The 22,650-nt window shown below is 64.1% G+C and carries 12 protein-coding genes and 1 pseudogene; 5 read left to right on the top strand and 8 right to left on the bottom strand.

All coding sequences use genetic code 11. The annotated features are described in order from the left end of the window. Positions 1-129: 129 nt before the first annotated feature. Positions 130-876, top strand: a pseudogene (locus tag QMK32_RS23010) (IS256 family transposase); the annotation flags it as partial. Positions 877-1,015: 139 nt separating this feature from the next. On the opposite strand, the gene QMK32_RS23005 reads toward QMK32_RS23010, so the two are convergent. From QMK32_RS23005 to QMK32_RS22985, 5 genes are all read right to left on the bottom strand, one after another. Next, positions 1,016-1,471 (bottom strand): hypothetical protein, encoded by a 456-nt coding sequence (locus tag QMK32_RS23005; protein WP_283477757.1) that lies wholly within the window; start codon positions 1,469-1,471, stop codon positions 1,016-1,018. Between the two features lie 623 nt (positions 1,472-2,094). After that, a complete protein-coding gene (locus QMK32_RS23000; RefSeq protein WP_283477756.1) occupies positions 2,095-2,535 on the bottom strand; it encodes an SRPBCC family protein in 441 nt (146 codons plus the stop codon). Further along, positions 2,528-3,775, bottom strand: coding sequence for a hypothetical protein (locus QMK32_RS22995; RefSeq protein WP_283477755.1), 1,248 nt, complete (start codon positions 3,773-3,775; stop codon positions 2,528-2,530). The genes QMK32_RS23000 and QMK32_RS22995 overlap by 8 nt, the downstream gene beginning before the upstream one ends. After that, entirely contained in the window at positions 3,772-4,497 is a 726-nt protein-coding gene (locus QMK32_RS22990; protein ID WP_283477754.1) for a YdcF family protein, read from the bottom strand. The genes QMK32_RS22995 and QMK32_RS22990 overlap by 4 nt, the downstream gene beginning before the upstream one ends. A 20-nt stretch (positions 4,498-4,517) precedes the next feature. Then, positions 4,518-5,099, bottom strand: a complete 582-nt coding sequence (locus QMK32_RS22985; protein ID WP_283477752.1) for a DUF6461 domain-containing protein — start codon at positions 5,097-5,099, stop codon at positions 4,518-4,520. A gap of 119 nt (positions 5,100-5,218) precedes the next feature. Here QMK32_RS22985 and QMK32_RS22980 point away from each other — a divergent pair, with 119 nt between their 5' ends. Further along, a complete protein-coding gene (locus QMK32_RS22980; RefSeq protein ID WP_283477751.1) occupies positions 5,219-6,157 on the top strand; it encodes an esterase/lipase family protein in 939 nt (312 codons plus the stop codon). A 21-nt stretch (positions 6,158-6,178) separates the two neighbouring features. Here the strand turns inward: QMK32_RS22980 and QMK32_RS22975 are convergent, their stop codons facing one another. From QMK32_RS22975 to QMK32_RS22965, 3 genes are read right to left on the bottom strand one after another with little or no spacing between them, the layout of a single operon-like run. Beyond that, the gene (locus QMK32_RS22975; protein ID WP_283477749.1) at positions 6,179-7,276 is read right to left on the bottom strand and encodes a saccharopine dehydrogenase NADP-binding domain-containing protein; all 1,098 of its coding nucleotides are present in this window, start codon (positions 7,274-7,276) and stop codon (positions 6,179-6,181) included. Continuing rightward, positions 7,273-9,264 carry a condensation domain-containing protein gene (locus QMK32_RS22970; RefSeq protein WP_283477748.1) on the bottom strand — a complete coding sequence of 664 codons (1,992 nt, stop codon included), beginning with the start codon at positions 9,262-9,264 and terminating at the stop codon, positions 7,273-7,275. The genes QMK32_RS22975 and QMK32_RS22970 overlap by 4 nt, the downstream gene beginning before the upstream one ends. A gap of 2 nt (positions 9,265-9,266) precedes the next feature. Next, positions 9,267-10,478, bottom strand: coding sequence for a class I SAM-dependent methyltransferase (locus QMK32_RS22965; RefSeq protein ID WP_283477746.1), 1,212 nt, complete (start codon positions 10,476-10,478; stop codon positions 9,267-9,269). A gap of 67 nt (positions 10,479-10,545) precedes the next feature. On the opposite strand from QMK32_RS22965, the gene QMK32_RS22960 reads away from it, so the two are divergent. The 3 genes from QMK32_RS22960 to QMK32_RS22950 are packed head-to-tail and all read left to right on the top strand — an operon-like array spanning position 10,546 to position 22,609. Further along, entirely contained in the window at positions 10,546-14,526 is a 3,981-nt protein-coding gene (locus tag QMK32_RS22960) for a non-ribosomal peptide synthetase (RefSeq protein ID WP_283477745.1), read from the top strand. Next, positions 14,523-21,032: a type I polyketide synthase gene (locus QMK32_RS22955; RefSeq protein WP_283477744.1), complete on the top strand. Its 6,510-nt coding sequence runs from the start codon at positions 14,523-14,525 to the stop codon at positions 21,030-21,032. Before QMK32_RS22960 ends, QMK32_RS22955 begins: the two co-directional genes overlap by 4 nt. Positions 21,033-21,061: 29 nt before the next feature. Beyond that, a complete protein-coding gene (locus QMK32_RS22950) occupies positions 21,062-22,609 on the top strand; it encodes an ABC transporter substrate-binding protein (RefSeq protein ID WP_283477742.1) in 1,548 nt (515 codons plus the stop codon). Positions 22,610-22,650: the final 41 nt, after the last annotated feature.

Raw genomic sequence — 22,650 nt, 5'->3', positions numbered from 1 at the left:
CCCGGACAGCCCTTGTCTGATCAGTTCGAAGTAGCGACGCTTGATCTCCAGCGGTGACTTGTTCCACGCATACTTGGGCATGCGAATCCTCTCGGGACAGGATTCGCTTCGATCAGTAGAAACCGCCGCGTATATCCGGTGATGTTCATCGATGCCGTGCACGTCAAAGTCCGCGACGGGCAGGTCACCAACAGGCCGATGTACGTGGCGATCGGTGTCACCGTCAACGGTGAACGCGACATCCTGGGGATCTGGGCCGGCGACGGCGGTGAAGGCGCGAAATTCTGGCTCTCGGTTCTAACGGAGATCAAGAACCGCGGCGTAGCCGATGTCTGCATCGCCGTGTGCGACGGACTCAAGGGCCTGCCCGATGCGATCAACACCGTCTGGGAACTGGCAGTGGTGCAGACATGCATTATTCATCTGATACGCAACACCTTTCGGTTCGCATCCCGGAAGTACTGGGATGAGATGTCGCGTGACCTGCGGCCGGTGTACACCGCTCCGTCGGAGTCGGCGGCGAAGGAACGGTTCACCGAATTCGGCAAGAAATGGGGTGAGCAGTATCCGGCGATCATCAGGATGTGGGACAACGCGTGGAGCGAGTTCGTACCGTTCCTGGACTACGACGTGGAGATCAGACGGGTGATCTGCTCGACGAACGCGATCGAGTCTGTCAATGCCCGCTACAGGCGCGCTGTGCGGGCGCGTGGGCACTTCCCGACCGAGCAGGCAGCACTCAAGTGTCTGTACCTCGCCACACGAGCTCTGGACCCGACAGGGAAAGGTAAGGCACGATGGGCAATGAGGTGGAAGCCAGCGCTGAACGCGTTCGCGATCACCTTCGAAGGACGCATCACCCCAAACGGTAACTAGCCGACGCCGAGGTCGGATCCACCGTTAATCTGACACTCCCCCGTCGACTGCCCGCTCTTGATGAGAGCGGCCCAGTCGGCGGGCCCTTTTCGCGACGAAGCGCGGGGTGCACGGTTAGTCGAGGTCGCGTTCAGAGCCCCTATCCGGTGTGCTGCGTGATGACGTTCAGGAGGTTGTCCGTGGTGGCGCTGTATCCGCCAAGCGAGAGACGCTTGCAGCCGTCGAGTTCGACTTGCATCTGCGTTCCTCCGGAGCCGTCGGGACGCAGTAGCTCGATGGCGGCGAAGTGTTGGGCGGATTGCTCGCAGGGTGGTGCTAGCGGGAGTTGCAGGACTGTCTGCATCAGAGTTCGGCTCTGTTCGAGAGTAAGACGGTCCCGTGACCCCTCCACGGGTACATCACCATTGACGAACCGGCATATTCGCAGTCTGCCGACATCGTCGATCGGCGTCGCTAGTTTTGTAGCTTCTCGATACTGCGGGCGCTCGTCACCCGGGTCGCTTTCGTTGGTCGTGGAGAACGTCAGCACTGTCTGCACGCATTCTCCCGGATTGTCGGCGGCGATTCCATCGATGACGTGACGATCTCTCCCCACTTCGTGCAGTAGATCAAGCTTCTTCAAAGGGGATGGCTCGTATCCGCATGGGGTGGTGGGCCATTGGGGTCGAATCGCGTGGCCTTCTTGATTGACTAGCCACAGCCCTGAGGGAGGTTGTCCGACGATGGCGCAGCTGGAGTCCGAGTTGCTACCGGAATAGCGCTCAGAGGGGTCCTGAATGCTTCGTAGACGTCCCCGACCCGCCCCTCCAGCTGCACTGCGTCGATGGTCAGTTGCCCGTTCGGGCTTTCACCGCGTTCGCAGCGGACTACTGCAACGGGTTCGAAGTCCTCTGGGGGGGGTAGCCCGGCACGATCGTCGACGGTTCGTCCGCCTGAGGCCATTCGACCGCGGCGGCCAGCGGTGTCTGTATGTCAGGCAGTAGGCAGTCGGCCATGTCTACAACTGCGGCATCGTCGGGTGTGAACGTGTCGATGTTGTCCCCACCACCAAAGGGCGACCCGCATCCTGTGGTCACGAGAAGAGATGTCACACCGATAACGGATAGTTGAACTGCCCGTCGGATCATTGACCGGTACATAGGTCGAGAGTACGGCCACTGGAAGCGCCATCTCGAGCGGAGAGCGCGTAATAGGGCGGAGCGTCATGCATCAGATTTCTCAGCCGTCGAGCACGTCGTTCAGTTTCGACAAGGCGACCTTCCAACCCCGCTCCAACGCGTTCCGAGCCATCTTCTGCTTGCGGTCGCTGATATCGAAGCCTGCGTGCGTCAACAACAGTCGAGTACCGCGGCCTTGCGAAGCCAATGAGAAGTCGAGGGTCCATCGCGCAGGCGAAGGCGCCCGCAGATCGACCCAACTGTAACCAAGCCGCTCACCCTGTCGCACACGCAGGATTTCGCACGCGATCTCACCGGTGGGTCGCGTCGGCACTGCCAGAATGAATCGGTTCCCGATGGTCGTGTCGAACCCGACCGGACGCATCAACCACTGCGCGAGCAAGTCCGGCTCGGTGATTCCTCCCCACACCACCTCCGGTGGTCGGGCGTAGAACTTGCCGATCTCGACCACAGCCGGATCGAGCTCCATCGAATCAGACATCGGAGCTCACTTCCCGGCGCTTCCGGAGAATCACAAATGCCACACCCGCCGCCAGGACCGAGCCGACGGACACCGCAGTGGACGTCCACATCCAGGCGGTCGGAGAGAACGTCGGCTCGATCGTGCTGAGCGGGGTATAGGCCGTCCACCCGAACTCGGCGACGATCGGAATCGACACCGCGATCGGCGTCGTCACCGACATCGTCGCGGCGGGTGCATTCGTAGGAAGCAGCGATGCGTAGAGCAAGCCGACGGCGAAAGGAAGCACGAAAACGCTGGCGCCCATATTGATCCAGTCGAGAGGTGGATCGGTAAACAATCCCGTAGCAGCGACCACCGCCAGGAGCACGAAACCCGTCATCGGTGAACGCCATCGCCACCCGACCACCGAGCCCGCCAACAACAGCGCCACGAACACGAGCGCTGTCGACATCTCGAACGAACCGGTGGAGCCGGCACCCAGATACGCCAGCGCGGCGAGAACGACTGCCCCCGTCGCAGCAGGAAGAGCGAACGCCGCGCCGACCAGGAGCGGGATCACCACAAGCCCGAGCAACCACCGATTCTGCATGGCCTCGCCGGTCCCGAGGCTCCACACCGACCGCTGGAACAGCCAGTACAGCACCAACCCGGCAACAGGAATTACTATCCCTACAAACAGGACTCGACCCTTGTTGTCCACGGGTACGGGTTCTTTTTCGAACGCTTTCATCCACGCCGACGCAGCCAACAGGGCAGCGAACACACCCAGGGCAACCAGCAGATACTTTTGCGGAGCAGCAGGTTCGAGGTAGTCGGCGTAGCGAGCCGGGATGCCTTCGCTCTCCAGCGGGCCTGCCATGACCGTCGCGGAGACCACGCCGACCACCAGAGCGCACTGCAATGTACGACGCTCCCGCATGCCGGTGAGAGCTGCGACGCCGCCGAGAATCAGCCCCGCCGCAAGCGCCCGCAGTTGCAACTGTCCGGCCGGTTGCACCAGCGACACCACCGCAAGCAGCACGACGCCGAATCCTGCTGCCGCACCGGCAATCCGGGTACGCGAAACGACCGTCGCGATCACCACGGCAACAATCGCACCGAGGGTCGCCCCCGACGCCGCACTATAGAAGAAGACATCGAGGCGATCACCGCCGGAGAAGAATGCGAATTCTTGCGCGACTGTCGTCGTCAGCGTCAACGCCGCCACGAACGCCCCCGCGAATAGCGTCACGTGCGCGAGTGCGCGCTTCCCATTCATCCGTTGACGTTCTGTAGGAAGACCACGAAGGCAAGTATGCCAACGAGTAAAACGGCGTCGACTTTCCAATAGCGCTGCAGCACAGCCGCGAATTCGCGTAGGAAGGCCTTTTGTGAGTAGGGCCGGGCAGCTCCGGCCCCCGTCACATGAGCGTTGATACCCAGATCGCGGGTGAGCCCTGCTGTCCGCAGCACATGAAAGTCGCTGGTGACGACAATCATCGGCTCCGATGTCAGGCCCGCCGAGTCCAGTAACTCCTTGCTGAACACAAGATTCTCACGCGTATTCCGCGATTCCGTCTCCGAAAAGACCTTCGCCTCCGCGACCCCCCGCGCGGCGAAGTACTGCTTCATCGCAGTGGCCTCGGCCACCGACTCGTCGGTCCCCTGCCCACCCGACACGATCAGAGCAGGCCAGCCTCCGGCGTCGACCTGGCCGTTGTACACCTCGAGCGCACGATCCAACCGGCTCGCCAACAATGGAGTGACGCTGCCGCCCGGACCCAACGCACAGCCCAACGCGACGACGGATGCACCCCCCTCCGGTGGCTCGATACGTCCGTAGATCACAGCGTGCGCGGCAAACGCAGCGAGCTGCACAACCAACAACACCGCCGCCCACAGCACGAAAAACCACAACTCGAGAACGACCACCGCGATCAGAAGTACAAGCCCGAGCACCGCGACGAGGCCGAGCGCAACCGCACGTGCGTCAAAGGACATTTGTCGAACCTATCCGACAGCTATGCCCCACCGCAGGTCTCGGTGATCAAAGGTTCGATCGGATCAGCCGTCAGAGCAATCACTCCCGCGAGCCGCGCCTGCATACACAAACCACCCGACATCCATTCCTCCCAATCGATCTCGTCCTCTTCATCCAGGTAACCCTCGGGAGCCGAGCGATCCGACGGGTCCGCCACCCGCCCCAACTCGAAATGCCGCTCGATGCCGCCGTCGACGGCGTACACGAACGTCGACAGCAAATTCACATCCCACTGCACAGTGATGCTGGTGCCGAACGCATCCGACAGCCGCTCCGGCAGCGGCGACAACACCGCATTGATCGCGAACTCCTCGAGCACCCACACCCAGCCCCCGGCAACACCCGCAAACCTCTGCGCCAGATCATCATCGCCGAGCGAATCCATCCACTCGTCGTCACTCATCCCCGCAGCCCGGCGCACCTTCCTCGGGTTCACGGAATTGAACACCTCGAGCACAGCCTCCGGGTCAGCGGAATGGACCAGCGTGAAACACAAGCCCATATCGAAGCGGTCGTCCTCCTCGACCCACGCAAAATCGTCCTGAGAAATTTCTGTCGTCATCTGGATAGCTTCCCACCACACCGGCTTGTGGGCACAGTCGTCACCAGAGCGAGGGCTAGGCACTACCTTCTTTGGCCAATCAGACCCCCAGGCAACCAAGAATTGGCTAGGTTCTCGGGATGCAGAGGAAACTGATTGCGGCGCTCGGCTCAGTAGTTGCGTTGCTGTTCACCGCAACCGGTCAGGCCTCGGCGGCGGAGCTCCCGGTGTCGTACAACTTCTTCGGCGGTATCGTGCCGGAACTGACCAACCCCGGAGGTTCTCTACCCGGTTCCAACGACTACGGGTGCGTGCCGTCCGAGGAACATCCCGACCCAGTGGTGCTCGTTCATGGAACCGGCGGGGCGCAACAGACCAACTGGGGGACGTACGTCCCGCTGCTGAAGAACGAGGGATACTGCGTCTTTGCGCTCACCTACGGTGCGCCGAACGGATTGCCCTGGCCGGCTACCGCCGTCGGGGGCATGGAACGCATGGAGGACAGCGCAAACGAGTTCGCCACCTTCGTCGACGGAGTTCTCACCGCTACCGGCGCATCCAAGGTAGATGTCGTCGGCCACTCACAAGGCACGATTCTGCCTGCCTACTACGCGAAGTATCTGGGCGGCCGAGACAAGATCGACAAATACGTCTCGATCGCACCCGCATGGAACGGCACCACCGTGGCGGGAACGGACCTCATTTTCGAACAGGCCCGGCGACTCGGAATCAAAACCGAGGACTTACCGATCTGCCATGCGTGTGGGCAGCTCGATCCCGGCTCCTCGTTCATGCATGCGATCCGGGAGGGTGGCTATTACTACCCCGAGATCGAGTACACGAACATCGCGACGAAGTACGACGAACTCGTCGTCCCGTACACGTCGGCCCTGCAGCCCGGTGGCGACAACGTTCACAACATCCTCGTCCAAGATGGATGCGACGTCGACTTCACCGAGCACGCCGGCATCGCCGGATCCCGGCGAGCGGCCTACTTCGTGCTCAACGCTCTCGATCCCGAGAACCCGCGGCCGGTCCCCTGCGATCGTGCGGCACCACTGTCCGGCTCGACCTTCTGAGCTCCGAGCGTCCGGCAAGCCTTAATGCACCACCAACTCGTGCACCAACGGATCCGCTCGGAGCCAGTGCACCGCGTCGATCGGGTCGATCGCCTCGGCCGCCAAATGAACGCCGGGCGGGACTTTTCCCCGCACGATATGTTCTGTGGCAAGAGCTACCATCGAGCCGCTCAGACCGTACGAATCTTCGGCGCGCAGAACCACCCGAGTGATACCGCGGTCGTACCCACGCGCAGGCCTACCGGTGAACAGCATCACATAGAACGACCCGAACTCGTCCTCGTCCGCGACTGTGGCATCGACGATCGACGGAATGAACGGAGCCAACTCGTCGTGATCCGGAGAATCCGACAGTTGCGCCCACGCGTGCGTCATCACCCGAGTGAGTCGGTCGGAAGCGAAGACGTTGTACGCGCGCACCTCGGCGATCCCCGGAAGATGTCCCAGCGATTGCGCCTCGGTCGTCAGGTACGGCCACGCCTGAACCGGCCTCGGGAATCCCGGTAACTGGACGTCGCGAAGAGGCGCCACCGAGTTGGATGCGATCGCAGCGTCCTGCATCGACGCCATCGCCTCGCCGAATCGATCACCGCGAGTCAGAAGTCCGTCGGCTGCCGAGAGCGGGGTGAACCGAGCCACCCCGCCGACGTATGTTTCCAGCCGTCGCAACGGCCGTCCCTCGGTGATCAAGCGTGGCAACAGGCCGGACAAGCCCGGCATGGCCCCCGCCGAGAAGATTGCGGTCCGCTCGGGAAAGATGGCCGCAGCTCGAAGTGCATCGGCGGCCGGGAGGTCGCCACCGACATCGACGTAGTCCGCGCTGACGGAAAATGCCGCCTGCGCAACGGAATCGAGTACGAGGTACGAAGGACCGGCGCAGTTGACGACGACACTGCATCCCGAACAGAACTCTTCGAGATCGCCTCCGTCGGTCAAATTCAACCGCACCGCCTCGGCGGGCCCCACGCATTCTTCGGCGACAGCCATTGCCGCATCGAGGTTTCGGCCGCCGATGCGCAGCGATCCTAGGCCGGCTGCGGATATTCGTAACGCTGCGGTACGGCCCACCGTCCCGGATCCCCCGATCAGTCCGATTACCGGGACGCTACTGCCGCTCATTGAATAACCCCCAGCCGCAACCGAACTGCCGACGCTGCGCCCGCCACTGTCGGATCGTCGAGGAAGTCTCGGATGGCAATGGCTGCACCGGTTTGCTTCGAGAGCAACGCCACCACGCGAACGGCGAGCATCGAGTCTCCGCCGAGGGCGAAAAAGTGACCCCCGCGATCGAGGACCGGAACATCGAGGAACTCTTCGAACACCTCGCACACGGTGTATTCGAGATCATCGATCGGGGGACCGCTGTGTTCGTTGACCGGAGGATCAGGAAGCAAACCCAACCGCATCCGATCGTCGGCGACAGGATGGGCGGCGCGGGGAAGGTCGGGGGCAATGTCCCACCCTTTGCCTGCGGCGAGGTCGTGAATGGTGGAAACGAACTCTTCGAAGGCCACCGATACCTCTGCCGCGTCGAAGATCTCGTCGACCAGAGAGAACACGGTCACCACTTCGTCGCCGAGTTCGAAGCAGCGGACTTCGAGGGCGACCTGTGGAGTGCGAAGCTGATGGAAATAGTCCGCGATGTCGACCGTCCCCAGGGGTCCGGCGTCCGTCGAGGCCGTTCCGCCCATCGCAGCATCCACTCCGAGGACGCTCTGGAACACGATCGGGGCCGGCGGACGACGAGTCCCTCGCCGGCGGGCGAGCTCGCGACCAGCTTCGACACCGGAGACGAGGTTGTGTGATGTGTACTCACTGGACACCGATTGCACGGACGCCGCCAACTCGGCAAAGGTTGCGTTGGGATCGAGTTCGAGCGGCATGAGCATTGTGGCCGCGAATGCACCGACGACCCGATGCACGTCCGAATGTAAGGGCAATCGGTTGAGTTGCAGTGCATTCAGCAGCAGGTGCGAGTGTCCGGACCAGCGTGCGAGAACCGTGCCGAACGCGGTGATCATGACCGTCGAGGCAGTGACGTCGCGTGCGGTGCATTCCGCTCGCAACGCCGCCCATTCGCCTGCCGAGAATCGCGCCTCGCGATTACCCATCGTGACAGGTCGGACGGACTTGGGGTCGGCGATCAGTGGAAGCGCAGGCGGTGCAGGCAGGTGGTCGAGACGATCCCACCACCACACGCGGTCGGCCAGCCAGGCCTCGGTACGGCTCAGCCCCGACAGCGAGGACACGTAGTCACCGAAGTCTATCGACAGCGGAACAAGTGTCGCGTTCCAGTCGGCCGCGTAGGCCAGCAGGTCACGGTTCATCGCGCCCGACGACCATCCGTCGAAAGTCAACAGACTCATTCCGAGGTGAAGGCGTCCGCGCCCACCCGGTAGCAGGGTCAGACGAACGTCGATGCCCGGGCCCGTGATCGGGTCGGGGCCGTGCTCGCTCATGTCCCGGCGCACTTTCGCCAGCGTCGTTTCGATCTCCTGTTCGCCGCGATCGCGCAGGTCGTGCAGCGTCACCTGCGGCAGAGCCGATGGATCCGACTCCGCGAGTACGTACTGGCGGCCGTCCGGCGTCACTCTGGCCCGTAGCGTCGGCTGGTGGCGTGCCAGACGTCCGAGTGCGTCGGTCAGTGCATCCTCGGCCTCGTCGCTATCCATGCCGTCGAGCGCGTAGTCGAGATAGTAGTGCGCGGACTCGTAGGACAGTTCCCAGCCGTCCTGCTGTCCGACGAAGTACCCCTGCTGCAACGGCAACAGAGGAAAAGTCGAGCCTGGATCCTCGCGTCTCGAGATCTCGATGTTCAACGCACGGGCCGGTTCGTTGGAACTTCGCCGTTCGACGAGCTCTACGAGTTGATCGAGTGTGGTTTCGACTCGGACGTCGGAGAGCTCGAGTACTATGTCGAGGCGTTTGCGAACCAGCGCGGACATGCGGACGGTGAGCACGGAATCACCACCGAGTCGCAGGAAACTGGCATCACCGACGATGTTGTCCGGTTGCAGATCGAGCAGTTCCACCCAGATTTCTGTGAGCACTGGACGGATGGCGTCAGTGCTCGATAATGCTGGGACGCCGACTACTTGGGCTGTCATGTTCACTGTCGTCTCCGCGGGGGTTGTAGGGGATCGGGCCGGACTGCGACAAGTAGTCGCTGCGAGAACGCTTCGAGCGGATCGCCTGCGCGGGGTAGATCGACGCACGGCCGGAGCCCGGCGGACGTCATCGCAGCGGTCCACTCGTCGGAGGTGAGGTAGGTGCGATGTGACCCGGCACGGATATCGGTTCGTTCCGGCGGCCCGGACCCGTCCGGCATCGACAGCGCGAAGGGCATCGTCGTCAAAGATTGCGCATGCTCGACGACCGTCTCGATCAGCACGACAACCCCGCCCGGCGCGAGAAGATCGTGTACTTCACGCAGGAGGACGTCGACGTCGACGGCGTTGTGCGCCATCGTCGCCGCGAGGACGACGTCGTAGCTCACGCCGTCTGGACCACCGCCTCCAACCTGGTCGGCGACCGGTTCGGTGATGTCCACCGTCACGAACGTCATCGCCTGCGCCCACGGCTCGCGCGCGAATCGCGTTCGCGCGATGCGTAGAAAGTGCGGGGACAGATCAGTGAAGACGTAGCGCTCCACGCGTGCGTCCCCGAGCGCTCCCAGGATATGTTCGGACGTAGCGCCCACACCTGCGCCCAGTTCGAGGATCCTCAGGGGCGCCGCCCGGGTGCACGCGAGATCGGCGACCACAGCCGCAGCGGCCGCATTGAGGTAGCGGCTGACGACGTTGGTGCCGTAGACCTCGAGCGCTGTGGTCGCGTCGCCATCGGGGTAGAGAATCGATTGCACGCTCACTGTGCCCCGCAACAGGTCGACGGCATAACGGAGCGAATCGAGCAAGAGCGTGGGCAGTGACGTCGAATAACCCACTCGTACACAGGCATCGATCATACGTTTGCGCGCGGCCGTCAGGTCCTGCCTTCGGGGTCGTTCGACCAACCTGACCCGGCCGTCATCGACAACGTCCACCATTCCGGCGTCCGCGAGGTCCTCGAGCCAGCGTTCGACGACCCACCGATGTTCGGCGGAGGTGGCCACCCGTTCTACGAGGACTCGTCTGTCACAGCCATGTGTTCCATCGATGTCGGTATTGCGCGCAAGCACGTCCGCGAGACCGACGAGAACCAGACGATCGAGCGCGTCCACCTCGTCGGCCCAGCTCGCGACCGGCCATCCACTGATCGCTGCGAGACCGTACTCGTCGGCTACGAGCTCGAGTTGCCAATCCGGGGCGATAACGATATTCATTGTCATCTAAGCTAACAGACGAACCGCTCGTTTCAAGCCATCCCCCACAGCCGAAGGGACGCCACTCATGCCGTCGACCGAGAACAATGACGTCACGGATTTCCGAGCCGAGGACCCCATCGACGTCGTTCTCGACGCACTCGGGGACATCGTGGAGACGCCCCCCGAGGCCATCGACTCGACGGCAATTCTCACCGCGCTGGGTATCGACTCCTACACCGCAGTGCGGTTACGCCGCAGATTGCTCGAAGACACCGGTGTCGATCTCGAATTGACCGATTTTCTCGGTGCCGCAACGGCATCGAGCATCGCCCAGCGCATCGGCAGGCAGAGAAACGAAGCCGGCCCCGCGCCGTCACTCACATCGCCGACGACATCGGAAGCCGACGAGCACCCGGCCGACAACTCATTCGAGCTCGGCCCGGTTCAGCAGGCATACCTCGTCGGACGGGAACCGGCTTTTCCGCTCGGGGGCGTTGCCACCTACTACTACTACGAATACGACCGAGCGACAGCAGACACCCACGCAGATTTGCGCACACTCGAAAATGCTTGGAACGCAGTGGTTCAACGGCACCCGATGCTGCGATTCGTCGTCAACGCCGATGCGCGCGGTGTCGTTCGCGATGCCTGCCCCAGGTACAGCTTCGATGTCACCGATCTGACGCAGGCAGCACCGGAGGCATGCACAGTCGCACTGAACGAACTCCGCCGAGAAAATTCCCATCGCGTCCTTCCAATCGAGACCGGCCCGCTGTACGACATTCGCGTAGCTCTGCTCCCCGGTGGCATCACCCGCCTCTTCATCGGCTTCGACATACTCGCCCTCGACATGGCCGGGTGGATCACGCTGATGCGAGAGTGGGGTGCTCGAGTGAACGGGCAGAACGATTTCCCGCCGCTGGGCACGCCGTTTCTGGACATCGTCCGGGCCAAGACCATCGATCCGGACCACCTGTCCAGGCGCGCGGCCGACCTCGAATACTGGAGCGCGCGTTCACGCGAGCTCCCTGCCGGCCCGAAGCTGCCCTGGCTGGCCACCCCCGACAGCCTCGGCATCCCCCGGTTCACCCGCTGTTCAGCTGATCTGACTGCGCAGGAATGGGATTCGCTACGACGTGCGTGCGCATCGCGCGGACTGACACCGACTGCCGTGCTGCTGGCAAGCTTCGCCATGACACTCCGACAGTGGGGTGCCACCGAGAATTTCGCTCTCAACACCACTCTCTTCGACCGGGACCACTCGGACGACAAGCAGGCCACGACCGACTCGATCGGCGACTTCACGACCACGATACTGGTCGAGATTCAACCGGTCGAACACTGCGATTTCGAGACATTCTCGGCCGCCGTCAATCACCGGTTCTGGTCCGATATGGACCACCGCACCGTATCCGGGATGGAAGTGCGGCGACTGACCGCCGATGCATCGCTGACGCCCACTCATCCAGTGGTCTTCACCAGTGGACTGGGACTGTCCAACGGAAACGAATCCCCCACGGAATGGCTCGGCACCGAGATATTCGGCGTCTCGCAGACACCTCAGGTATTGCTCGATCACATCGTGCGCGAGGACAGTGGCCGACTGCTCATCGCGTGGGACACCGTCGAGGGAGCCCTCGATCCCGACTTCGTGCGCTCGATGGCAAGTGCGCATGCGCGGCTACTGCAGCGATTGGCCCACGACGACTCCACCTGGACGGACAACGCCCTCACCCACGATCCCACCTTCCTCCCTCCGGAACCCGTCACACCCAACGCATTCGATGCTGCGGGCCCCCTGCTGACCGATCCGTTCGACGCCCGCACAGACCGATCCACACCCGCCGTCATCTGCGGCAGCACCGAGTTGTCCGCGGACCGGGTCCACCGCGGTGCTGGAGATATCGCTGCGGCACTGGCCGGGCGCGGAATAGGCCCCGGCGACGTTGTCGCCGTCAGTTCCGAGAAAACTCCGGCGCAGATCATCGCCGTTCTCGGCATCGCGGCGAGCGGGGCCGCTTACGTTCCGGCCGAACCGAACTGGCCGGCGGAACGCATCGCCAGCGTCGTCCGCCAGGCCGACATCACGCACGCTCTGATAGCGGTCGACAACGACCGCAGCCAGTGGCCCGACCACGTCGAAGTCATAACATTCGACTCAGCCGGCAAGGTCGATACAGACGGCTCCGTGGACCTCCAGCCAACCGCTCCTTGCCGCCCGGACGCCGGCGATCTCGCGTACATCATCTTCACCTCCGGCTCGACCGGTGAACCCAAGGGCGTGTCCGTCGAACATCGCGCGGTACGAACCACACTCGACGACCTGATGGGGCGCTACCCGCTCACCGCAGACGATCGAGTGCTCGGGCTCTCCGCCTTCAGCTTCGACCTGTCGGTGTTCGACATATTCTCGGTGCTCGGGGCCGGTGGCGCATTGGTACTGCCCGACAGCACACGACTGCGCGACCCCGGGCATTGGATGGACGTGATGTCACGTCACCGCATCACACTGTGGAACACGGCTCCGGCGCTGCTCGAAATGCTGGTCGAGTACGTCGAAATCGAACCGGAACGGGCGCGACACGCCTTTGCCTCGCTCAGACTCGTCTTCCTCTCCGGCGACTACATTCCGACGACACTCCCGGACCGTCTGCGTGCTCTCGCGCCCGAGGCCACGATCGTGAGTCTCGGCGGTGCAACGGAGGCCTCGATCTGGTCCATATTCCACCCCATCGGCCACGTCGATCCGGAATGGACGACTATCCCCTACGGGCGTGCACTCGGCGGACAGAGCTTCCATATCCTCGACGACGGTGTGGCGTGCGCGGTCGGGCAGACCGGTGAGCTGTACATCGGCGGCGGCGGCCTCGCGCGGGGGTACATCGGTAACCCGGAACAGACCTCGGCGAGGTTCGTCATGCACCCCGCTACGGGCCTACGCCTTTATCACACCGGCGATCTCGGGCGGTGGCGTACCGACGGCGCTATCGAGTTCCTCGGCCGAGTCGATCGCCAGGTCAAGATTGCCGGACACCGAATCGAGCTGGGTGAGATCGACTCGACCCTCGAGCGCCTCCCCGAGGTCCGTGCCGCAGTCGCCTCCTCCGTTCCCGGCCCCGACGACCGCCCACGCCTGATCTGTTTCGTCGTCGACGCGGCAACCGGAAACCCTGCCGCCGACACCGATCTCGTCGCGGCCCTACAAGTTCACCTTCCTCCGTACATGATTCCGAGCCGATTCGTGCGTCTGCCGTCGTTGCCAGTCACACCGAACGGCAAGGTCGACCACCACGCCCTCCCGAATCCGTTCAAACGCGAACCCGCCCCGCAAGTCCCCACCCTCAGTGCCGAACCCGCCCCGCAAGTCCCCACCCTCAGTGCCGAAGACGTGCCGCAAGCTATCGAAACGCCCTCCGGTGACGCACGTCTCGACGTTCTCGCCGATGCGCTCGCCCGCGGTCTCGAGCTTCGCCTCACGGTGACAGCAGGGGTCCTGTCGCCACGCAAGTCCCTCGACGCTGCCATCCAGTGGGCCGATCGCACCGTGCGTCACCTCGGCGATGCCGTCGCCGTGCACGAGGTGCATGCGACGAACGGTTTACTCGAGCTGCACATTCGGGCCCTCGAATCGGCAGCGACGGGACCGGTTGGCCCGGCGGACTCGACAGAACGGGAGAACGCCGACAAACCGAGGAAACACGTCGATTCGAAGATCGAGGAGTTGGTGAACAGAGTGTTCACCGACCTCCTCGGCGAGGACATCGATCCGGCGACGCCGTTCTTCGACGCGGGAGCAACTTCGCTGACCCTGGTGCTCGCACACCGACGATTGAGCGCCGCCGCATCCTTCGACGACTTCACGGTGATCGACCTGTTCGCCAACCCGACCGTCAACTCGCTCACCTCGTTCCTTACCGATCTCGGCAAGGCCCCCGCCTACAGCCCAATAGCGGCACCGCCTCTGGAACACGCATCCAGACTGCCCCGCACATCGAAACCCGGCGCAGTCGACCGCCTCGACGCCCGACTCGCTGCTCGCCTGCACGCAGCCGAGGTCGCACGATGACCGGTCATGTTGCCGTCGTCGGTCTCTCGACGCGCTTTCCCGGCGCCGCGACAGTCGATCAGTACTGGTCACTGATTCGCGAAGGACGCAGCGGGCTGTCACGGCTGAGCACCGAGGAACTTCTCGCCCGCGGCGTATCGCCATCGATGGTCCGCGACCGCAACTACGTACCGGTCGCCGGCATCATCGACGAGCAATCCCACTTCGATTCGGCAGCATGGGGATTCACCGAAGCCGAGGCGTCGACTCTCGATCCACAACACCGCATGTTGATGGAGTGTGCGTGGCTCGCGCTCGACGACAGCGGACACGGTCACGGTCGTGGTGCCGGCGCGGTCGGCGTCTTCGTCGGATCCACCCAGAGCGGCTACCTGGCGCACAACTTGGCCGATCGATGGGATTCGACGGGAGGCGGGCACGATCCACTGGGAAGTATGCAGACGGCAATTGCGACACAACCTGACTACCTGCCCCTGCAGATCGCCTACCGCCTCGGCCTGACCGGACCCGCGATAGCGGTCTCGACCAGCTGTTCGACGTCCCTCGTCGCCATACACCTTGCGACGCAATCGTTGCTGTCGGGCGAGTGCGATACCGCGCTCGCAGGCGGGGTGTCGGCAATCGTTCCCCAGGGACGCGGATACCTGCACGTCGAGGGTGGAGTGTTCTCGCGGGATGGCGAGATCGCTCCGTTCGGGGCCCGCGGTTCAGGCATCGTCTACAGCCAGGGCGCCGGCGCCGTCGTCCTGCGAAGACTGGACGACGCGATTGCCGACGGCGACCCGATCCTTGCAGTGCTGCACGGATCCGCAGTCAACAACGACGGTACCGACAAAGCCGGATTCACGGCACCCTCCGTACGAGGTCAGGCCCGGGTCGTAGCGGAAGCGCTAGCCGCTGCCGATGCGGTGCCGTCGGATATCGGATTGATCGAGGCGCACGGAACAGCGACGAGGCTGGGCGACCCGATCGAACTCGCAGCGTTGCGCACGGTATTCGGCCGAAGCGGGCCGCCCTGGTGCGGTCTCGGTTCAGTGAAAGGCAACATCGGACACACCAATTCCGCCGCCGGTATCGCCTCCTTCGCCAAGACAGTCCTCGCGATCCATCACCGGACCCTGCCCGTCTCGCTCGGCTCCGATGTGCCGGCGGAAGGCCTGCGGCTAGCGGAGTCACCGTTCGAACTGCTCCGCGAAACCCGCCCCTGGGACACGCCCCCACTGGCAGGAGTCAGCTCGTTCGGCATCGGCGGCACCAACGCCCACGTCGTGCTCGGCCCCGCACCGGTCGTGTCCGCCCGGCCGACGGTATTCGAACGGCCCGTACTGCTGATCTCATCAGGCGCCACAACCGGTGGGGTCCGTGCCACCGCCGATGCCATCGCAGACTTCGCGCCGCTGACATCGCCGGTAGATCTCGCGCACACCCTCGCCGTCGGCCGCGCCGAGCTCGAGCACCGGACCGCTGCCGTGCTCGACCCGGCGCAGCCGCTTGCACGTCCATCGTTCTCCGAACCAGTCGCGGCGCGCACACAGGCGCCCTCACTGATTTTCACCTTTCCCGGTGCAGGCGGGCACTACCGCGGCATGGGCGCAGATCTATACCGCGACGAGCCGGTGTTCCGCACCGTAGTCGACGAGGTCGCCGAACTACTCGTCCCGCACATCGGTGCCGACGTCCGCGACATCTTCGACCGCAACGACACCTCCGACCGGATCCGCGATGTCGCCTTCGCCGTGCCTGCCCTGTTCGCAATCTCCCTCGGAACCGCTCGCCTGCTGCAATCCTGGGGTCTGACTCCGACTGCGATACTCGGCCACAGTCTCGGCGAATGCACGGCCGCAGCTTTCACCGGCGCATTGACGCTGCCCGACGCGTGCACACTCGTCGCTGCGCGATGCACCGCTGCCGCGCGATCTGCGGGTATCGGCGCGATGATGTCCGTCGCACTCCCCGAGGACGAAATCCGCAGCATACTGACCGACCTACCTGCACTCGACTTGGCCGCAGTGAATGGGCCGAACTCCTGCGTCATCGCCGGTACACATGACGAATTGCGTTCCGCTGAGGACCTTTTGAAGGGTCGCGGTGTCGATGTCAGCATGCTGAACCTGGCCGCGGCAATGCATTCCCGGCACGTCGAGTCCGCACTGGGAGACGTCGAGCGGGCAGTACACTCGTTCGCGCAACCATCTTCTCCCTCCCGTGTCGGCTCGGTATTCAGCACGGTCACCGGCGATGTCGTCGAGGACGCCACCCTTCGGCAATCCTCGCACTGGGTCGGGCAACTTCGGAGTCCCGTTCAGTTCTCGCGGGCACTCACCGCAGCGGTGAACTCTGCGCGCGGCGATGTGGCAGTGGTCGAGGTCGGACCTGGTTCGTCGTTGACGGGTCTGGCCCGCGCTCACGGATTCGGCAACGCCGCAGCGACCGTATCGACGATGAATCGCGATGAGTCGGAGTCCATTACCGTTCGCGCAGCCGTCGGTCGGCTCTGGTCGGTCGGTGTGCCCGTCGATGTCGCGGCAGTATCCGGTGCCAGCGGCCGGCCGGTACGGGCGCCCGGCTATCAATTCGATCGCAGACATCTGTGGATCGAACCGGCAGACGCCGAATCGGTGACCACCACCGCATTCGTCGACCTGCTACAGCTTCCGCTGTGGCGGCAACTACCGCCCGCGGGCACCGTCACCGCACCGAGCGGGGTATGGGTGATCGTCGGCAAAGGCCCTGTCGCAGAAGCACTGCGTCGCCGGTTCGAGCAGTTGGAGGTCACCGTCCTCGAACCGGACGGCAGCCCGACCGAGGTCAGCGGTGTCGTCACTATCGCCGACGCCGCCGAACACGGTGACGAGGCGGTGGAGGCCGTAACCACGTTCGCCGAGACAGCCGCGCATCTCGTTCCATTACTGATCGACGGTGCGCTCTGGATGTCGGTGACCTACAACGGGACAGCCACCGCTCACAGCGACACCATCGACCCGGTGGCCGCTGCGGTGCGAGCATTGCCCCGGATTCTCGGCCAGGAATGCCCCGGTCTGCGCTGGGCTGCAACCGATCTGGGTATCGACATCGCCGTCGATCCGCAGAAGTGCGCCGACGTTGTCGTGCACGAGGTAACCGACGCGCTCGGACGCCCGGCAACTCGCCCCTCCTCGGACGTCACCGTGGGTGTGGGTACGCGGTGGACGAGCACCCTGACATCGTGGCCCGCCGTCGAAACGCCCGAGGCCGCTGTGCAACCCGGAACACAGGCATTGATCGTCGGTGGATCAGGGGCGGTCGGTCGACTTCTGAACCGACACCTGTCCGAGCTCGGATACGACGTCGTGGTCACCTCTCGTCGAGACCGCTCCCACACCGACGCAGATTCCGGCGCGGACCGTCACATCGTCAGCGATGCAACGGACGCCGCCGACCTCGCCGACGTGATGGCATCGATCGACGCGGAGGGCGGCCCGATCGGCCTCGTCGTCCACGCAGCCGGGGTAGCGGCCAGCGTCGCTCCCATCACGCTCACTACCGGAGTATCGGAGGCCGCTCGTGCTCACCTCGATTCCAAACTGACCGTGGCACAAAACATTCACCGAGCCATCTCGGGACTGACCGAAGACCGCCGACCCGTCGTGGTGCTGTGCATGTCCTCGGCCACCGGAATGCTCGGCGGTATCGGGATGGGCCCTTACGCCGCGGCGAACATGGCAATGGACGCGTACGCCGCGGCGACGTCGAGTCACCGCACCCGGTGGGTCAGCATCGGGTGGGACGGGTGGCGCCCCGACCTCGGGCAATCGGAGGTGGGATCGACCATCGCCATGTCGGGTGCCCTCGACGCCGACACCGGACTGGCCGCCTTCGACCGCATCCTCGGCTTGGCTCGCACCGGACGCTGCCCGGCCGTCGTGGCGGTCAGCACATCCGATCTCGACGCACGTTCCCGCACAGCATCGGTTCCCCGGAAGCGAACGGCGGCCGACTCGGATCTGTCGGACCTGACCGACACTCAACAGGGTGTGGCCGAAATCTGGTCAGAGCTGTTCGGTACTCCCGTCGAGGAAGCCGACGCTGACTTCTTCGCGCTCGGCGGGCATTCACTGCTGGGGACCCGCATGCTCGATTCGGTGCGTCGACGATTCGGCGTCGAACTCGGTCTGCGGGACCTACTTACAGCTGCGACGCTGGCGGAGTTCTCCGGACGCGTCGATGCCGCAGGCGAATTCACGGCAACTCGAAACGCGGAGAGCGCAGTCCCGGCGTTGTCGGACGTTCTGGGAGCTGACGCAACATTCGAGATGACCCGCGTCCAACATGCGTACTGGATCGGACGCGACGGCGGATACGAGTGGGGCAACGTCCCGTGCCACTTCTACCTCGAATACGACTGCGTCGGATTGGATCTGGAGCGATACGGCAGAGCGCTCGACGCGGTCATCGCACGTCACCCGCTGCTGCGTAGTGTTGCCACACCCGACGGACGCCTGCGGACACTCGACTCGGTTCCGCCATACCGAATCCGAACCCGCGATCTCACCTCGGCAGACGCTGAAACCAAGGCGCGCTCCCTCGCGGCGATGCGGCAACGCATTGCCGAGAAGCCTGGTCCGCCCGATCGCTGGCCGCTCGTGCAGATTGCCGCTGCCACGGTCGAAACGAACCGGGTTCGCTTGTTCATCGGCGTCGACGTCCTGATCTGTGACGCTGCGAGCTGGTGGATTATCGAATCGGAACTGAAGACCTTGTACGACGACCCCGATCTACCGCTGCCGGCGCTCGATCTCCATCCGGCACAGTGCTCGTCGGCGATGGTGATACGACGGCATGGACGGGCAGGGGTCGAGGCCGAGCGTTACTGGCTCACCCGCGCGGACTCGATTCCCGGCCCGCCCGAACTGCCGATTCGTGCGGGACTCGATCGACGTCCACGGTTCGTACGACGGGCCACAGCGCTGCGCCCCGAGCAGTGGAGTCGATTCGTCACCGAATGCCGACGCCACCGCATCACACCGACAGCTGCCCTGCTCACGATGTATACCGATGCACTGCGAACATGGTCCACGACTGAACACTTTTCGGTGGTACTGACATTGTTCGACCGCCCGCCGGTTCACCCCGACGTCAACAAGGTGGTCGGCGACTTCACCTCGCTGATCGTGCACGAATCCGAGGCACATGCCGGTTCGACGTTCGCGGACCGGGCACAGGCGACGCAACGCAGGATGTTCGACGACCTCGATCACCGCGAGTACTCGGCGCTGGAACTTCTGGCCGAGCAGTCGACGCGCTCCGGGGAGCGGCGCTCTATTCCCGTCGTCTTCACCGGGGCTCTCGGAGTGCACGACATGGTCGATGACTCGGGCTCACTCGAGTGGGTGGGTACGCAGGTTCACGCGGTCGGTCAGACACCACAGACCTGGCTCGATCATCAGGTGCTCGAACAGGACGGAGAGCTGCGGTTGCAGTGGGATGCTCTGGACGGGCTGTTCGCTGACGACGAGCTGGATCAGCTCGTGGCCCGGCACACCGAAACGATCGCGCACCTCGCCGACAACGACGAGGCGTGGACACACTCGAGTGGTACCACCGATCTGCCAGCAGTCGATCCCGCCGACGTTCTCGTCCCGTTGCGGGGCGCGAGGGCCTCGGGAGGGGCTGATGGGCCCACACTATTCCTGATTCATCCGTCAGGCGGAGACGTACTGTGCTACGCCGAGCTGTCCCGGCGATTGGCAACCGACGTCGCTGTCGTGGCGCTGACCGATCCGCAGCTCACCGGGGACATCCCCGGCCAGAATTCGATCGAAGCGATTGCCGCGCAGTACCTCTCGGCACTGCGGAACCGGTATCCGACGCCGCTGAGAGGTTGGCTGCTCGGCGGCTGGTCCATGGGCGGAACATTGGCCCAGGAGATGGCACGGCAACTCTACGACGACGGCGAGCACACGGCGCTGATCATCATGCTCGACTCCAACGACCCGACCTACATCACCGCCATCGAAGGCACGACCACACAACGCGACACAGAGGTCGCGCGTCGCCAACTGGGTGCACTGGAGGCGTTCCTCGACATCGACCTCGACATCGGTGAGGCCGCGTGGAGCGAGATCGCAGACCTCGATGTCTGCGAGAGAAACAACGTGATCGCCGCGAAGCTCCGCAGTCGTCGACTGCTCGGTCCTCGCGACGACGGTTCGTCACGGCGCGAGGTATTCGGGCGCCACCTCAGTGCTCTCGCACGTCACGAACCTCGTCTGCTCAGCGACCCGAACACCGAGACCGTTCTCGTTCGCTGCACCGAACTCGCGCCGAACAATTCGGGGATCGGCATGGGCATCGACGACACACCAACCGAATTCGCGGTGGACCTCGGCTGGTCACGTCATCTCACCGGACCACTGACCGTGGTCGACGCCGACGCCCATCACTACTCGATTCTCCGGGCCCCCGCCCTCGATGCTGTCCTCGCCCATCTTGATCGCGCTCTCACCAAAATCCTCGACCGCCACTGATGTCATCAACCGAAAAGAGTAAGAAACTCATGCGATATCGCACCCATCGTTCTCCATCGACTCCGCTTCGCGCGGCCACAGCGCTGGCCGCGTCGGTCGCAGTGTTGACCGGTTGCGCGACCTCGGAAGACCCGAACACCAGCGGCAGTGAAGTCGGTTCGTCCGACGTCTTCCGTTATGTCGCACCGGGTTCGTCGGCCGCGAGCACCTACGACCCGCACGGACTCCTGCCCGCAGAGAGTGACGTGGTCCGAATGGCCCTGACCTACGACCCCTTGACCGTTCCCGGTGCCGACGGACAGACGCAACCGCGCCTGGCCGCATCCTGGGAACCGGACGAGACGTTGACCGAGTGGACCATCACGCTGCGTGACGACGCGACGTTCTCCGACGGCAGCAAAGTCACCGCCGCAGATGCACTGTTCTCCTTGCGCCGGATGGGCGAGAAGTCCGCGGAAAACTCCGGACGCATGGAGCGTTTCGATCTCGCGGCCTCCGAGGCGACATCGGAGACGACACTTTCGCTGCGCACCAAGGAACCGTATGCGGAGGTCGGTCAGGCGCTGGAAGGATCGACCTTCGTCGTGCCCGAGGGCAGCGCCGACTTCACCGAATTGGTCCCGGGATCGGGCCCGTTCCGTCCGGCCGCCACCGACGGTCAGGTAGAGGTATTCGAGCGCAACGACGACTGGTGGGGCCCCGTTCCCCCGATGGGCACCATCGAGATGCGAGCGATCCCGGATCCGCAGGCCAGGGCCGAGGCCGTCATGTCGGGGCAAGCCGACCTGGCCGCCGGAGTCCCTGCGTCGGCGGTCGTCGGGCTCGGCGATGAATCGGACATCGACGTGGTTCGCCACCCGGGCGCAACTCTCTACCCCCTGGTGATGCGCACCGACACAGCACCCTTCGACGACAACCGTGTCCGCGAAGCCGTCCGCAATGCCCTCGACCGCGAGCAGCTTCTGGATGTCGCGTTCCTGGGTCAAGGGCAACTCGGCAATGATCTCATCAGTCCGCAGGACCCGGCCGCGCCCGATCTTCCGCAGCGGACCCGTGATCTCGACCGTGCGCGCGAACTGATGGCAGAAGCCGGTCTGGCAGACGGCGTCGACGTCACACTGAACAGCACCACCGCGTACCCCGGAATGGACAGTGCTGCAACGCTCATCGGTCAGCAGCTCGCCGACATCGGCATCCGGGTGAACGTCGAACTCTCGCCCCCGGATACATATTTCCAGGACGTGTACGCTCAACGCCCCTTCTACGTCAGCTACCTCGGCGGCATTCCATTTTTCGACATCACCCAGGTGGTCCTGCGTCCGAATGCACCGACCAACGAGACGGCGTGGAGCGATCCCGCGTGGTCGGCGGAGCTTGCCGAGACCGTCGCCGAGCCCAACGACACGACCCGCAACGAGGGCGTCGCCGGGCTGATGACCACCCTCCGCGACGAGGGCGGGTACGCCATCTGGGCAGCCTCGGACCGCCTCGACCTCGCGGCACCTGGAGTGACCGGAGCGCCCGAAGGTATCGGATTCGCCAGTGCGTTCATCGACCAGGTCGAGCTCCTCGATTGATACCTTCATCACCCGATTCGAATGGGTTGCGGCTGTGTGCG

Source organism: Rhodococcus sp. H29-C3, assembly GCF_030063405.1.
Lineage (GTDB): Bacteria > Actinomycetota > Actinomycetes > Mycobacteriales > Mycobacteriaceae > Rhodococcoides.
This window is presented reverse-complemented; position numbering and strand designations above follow the sequence as displayed.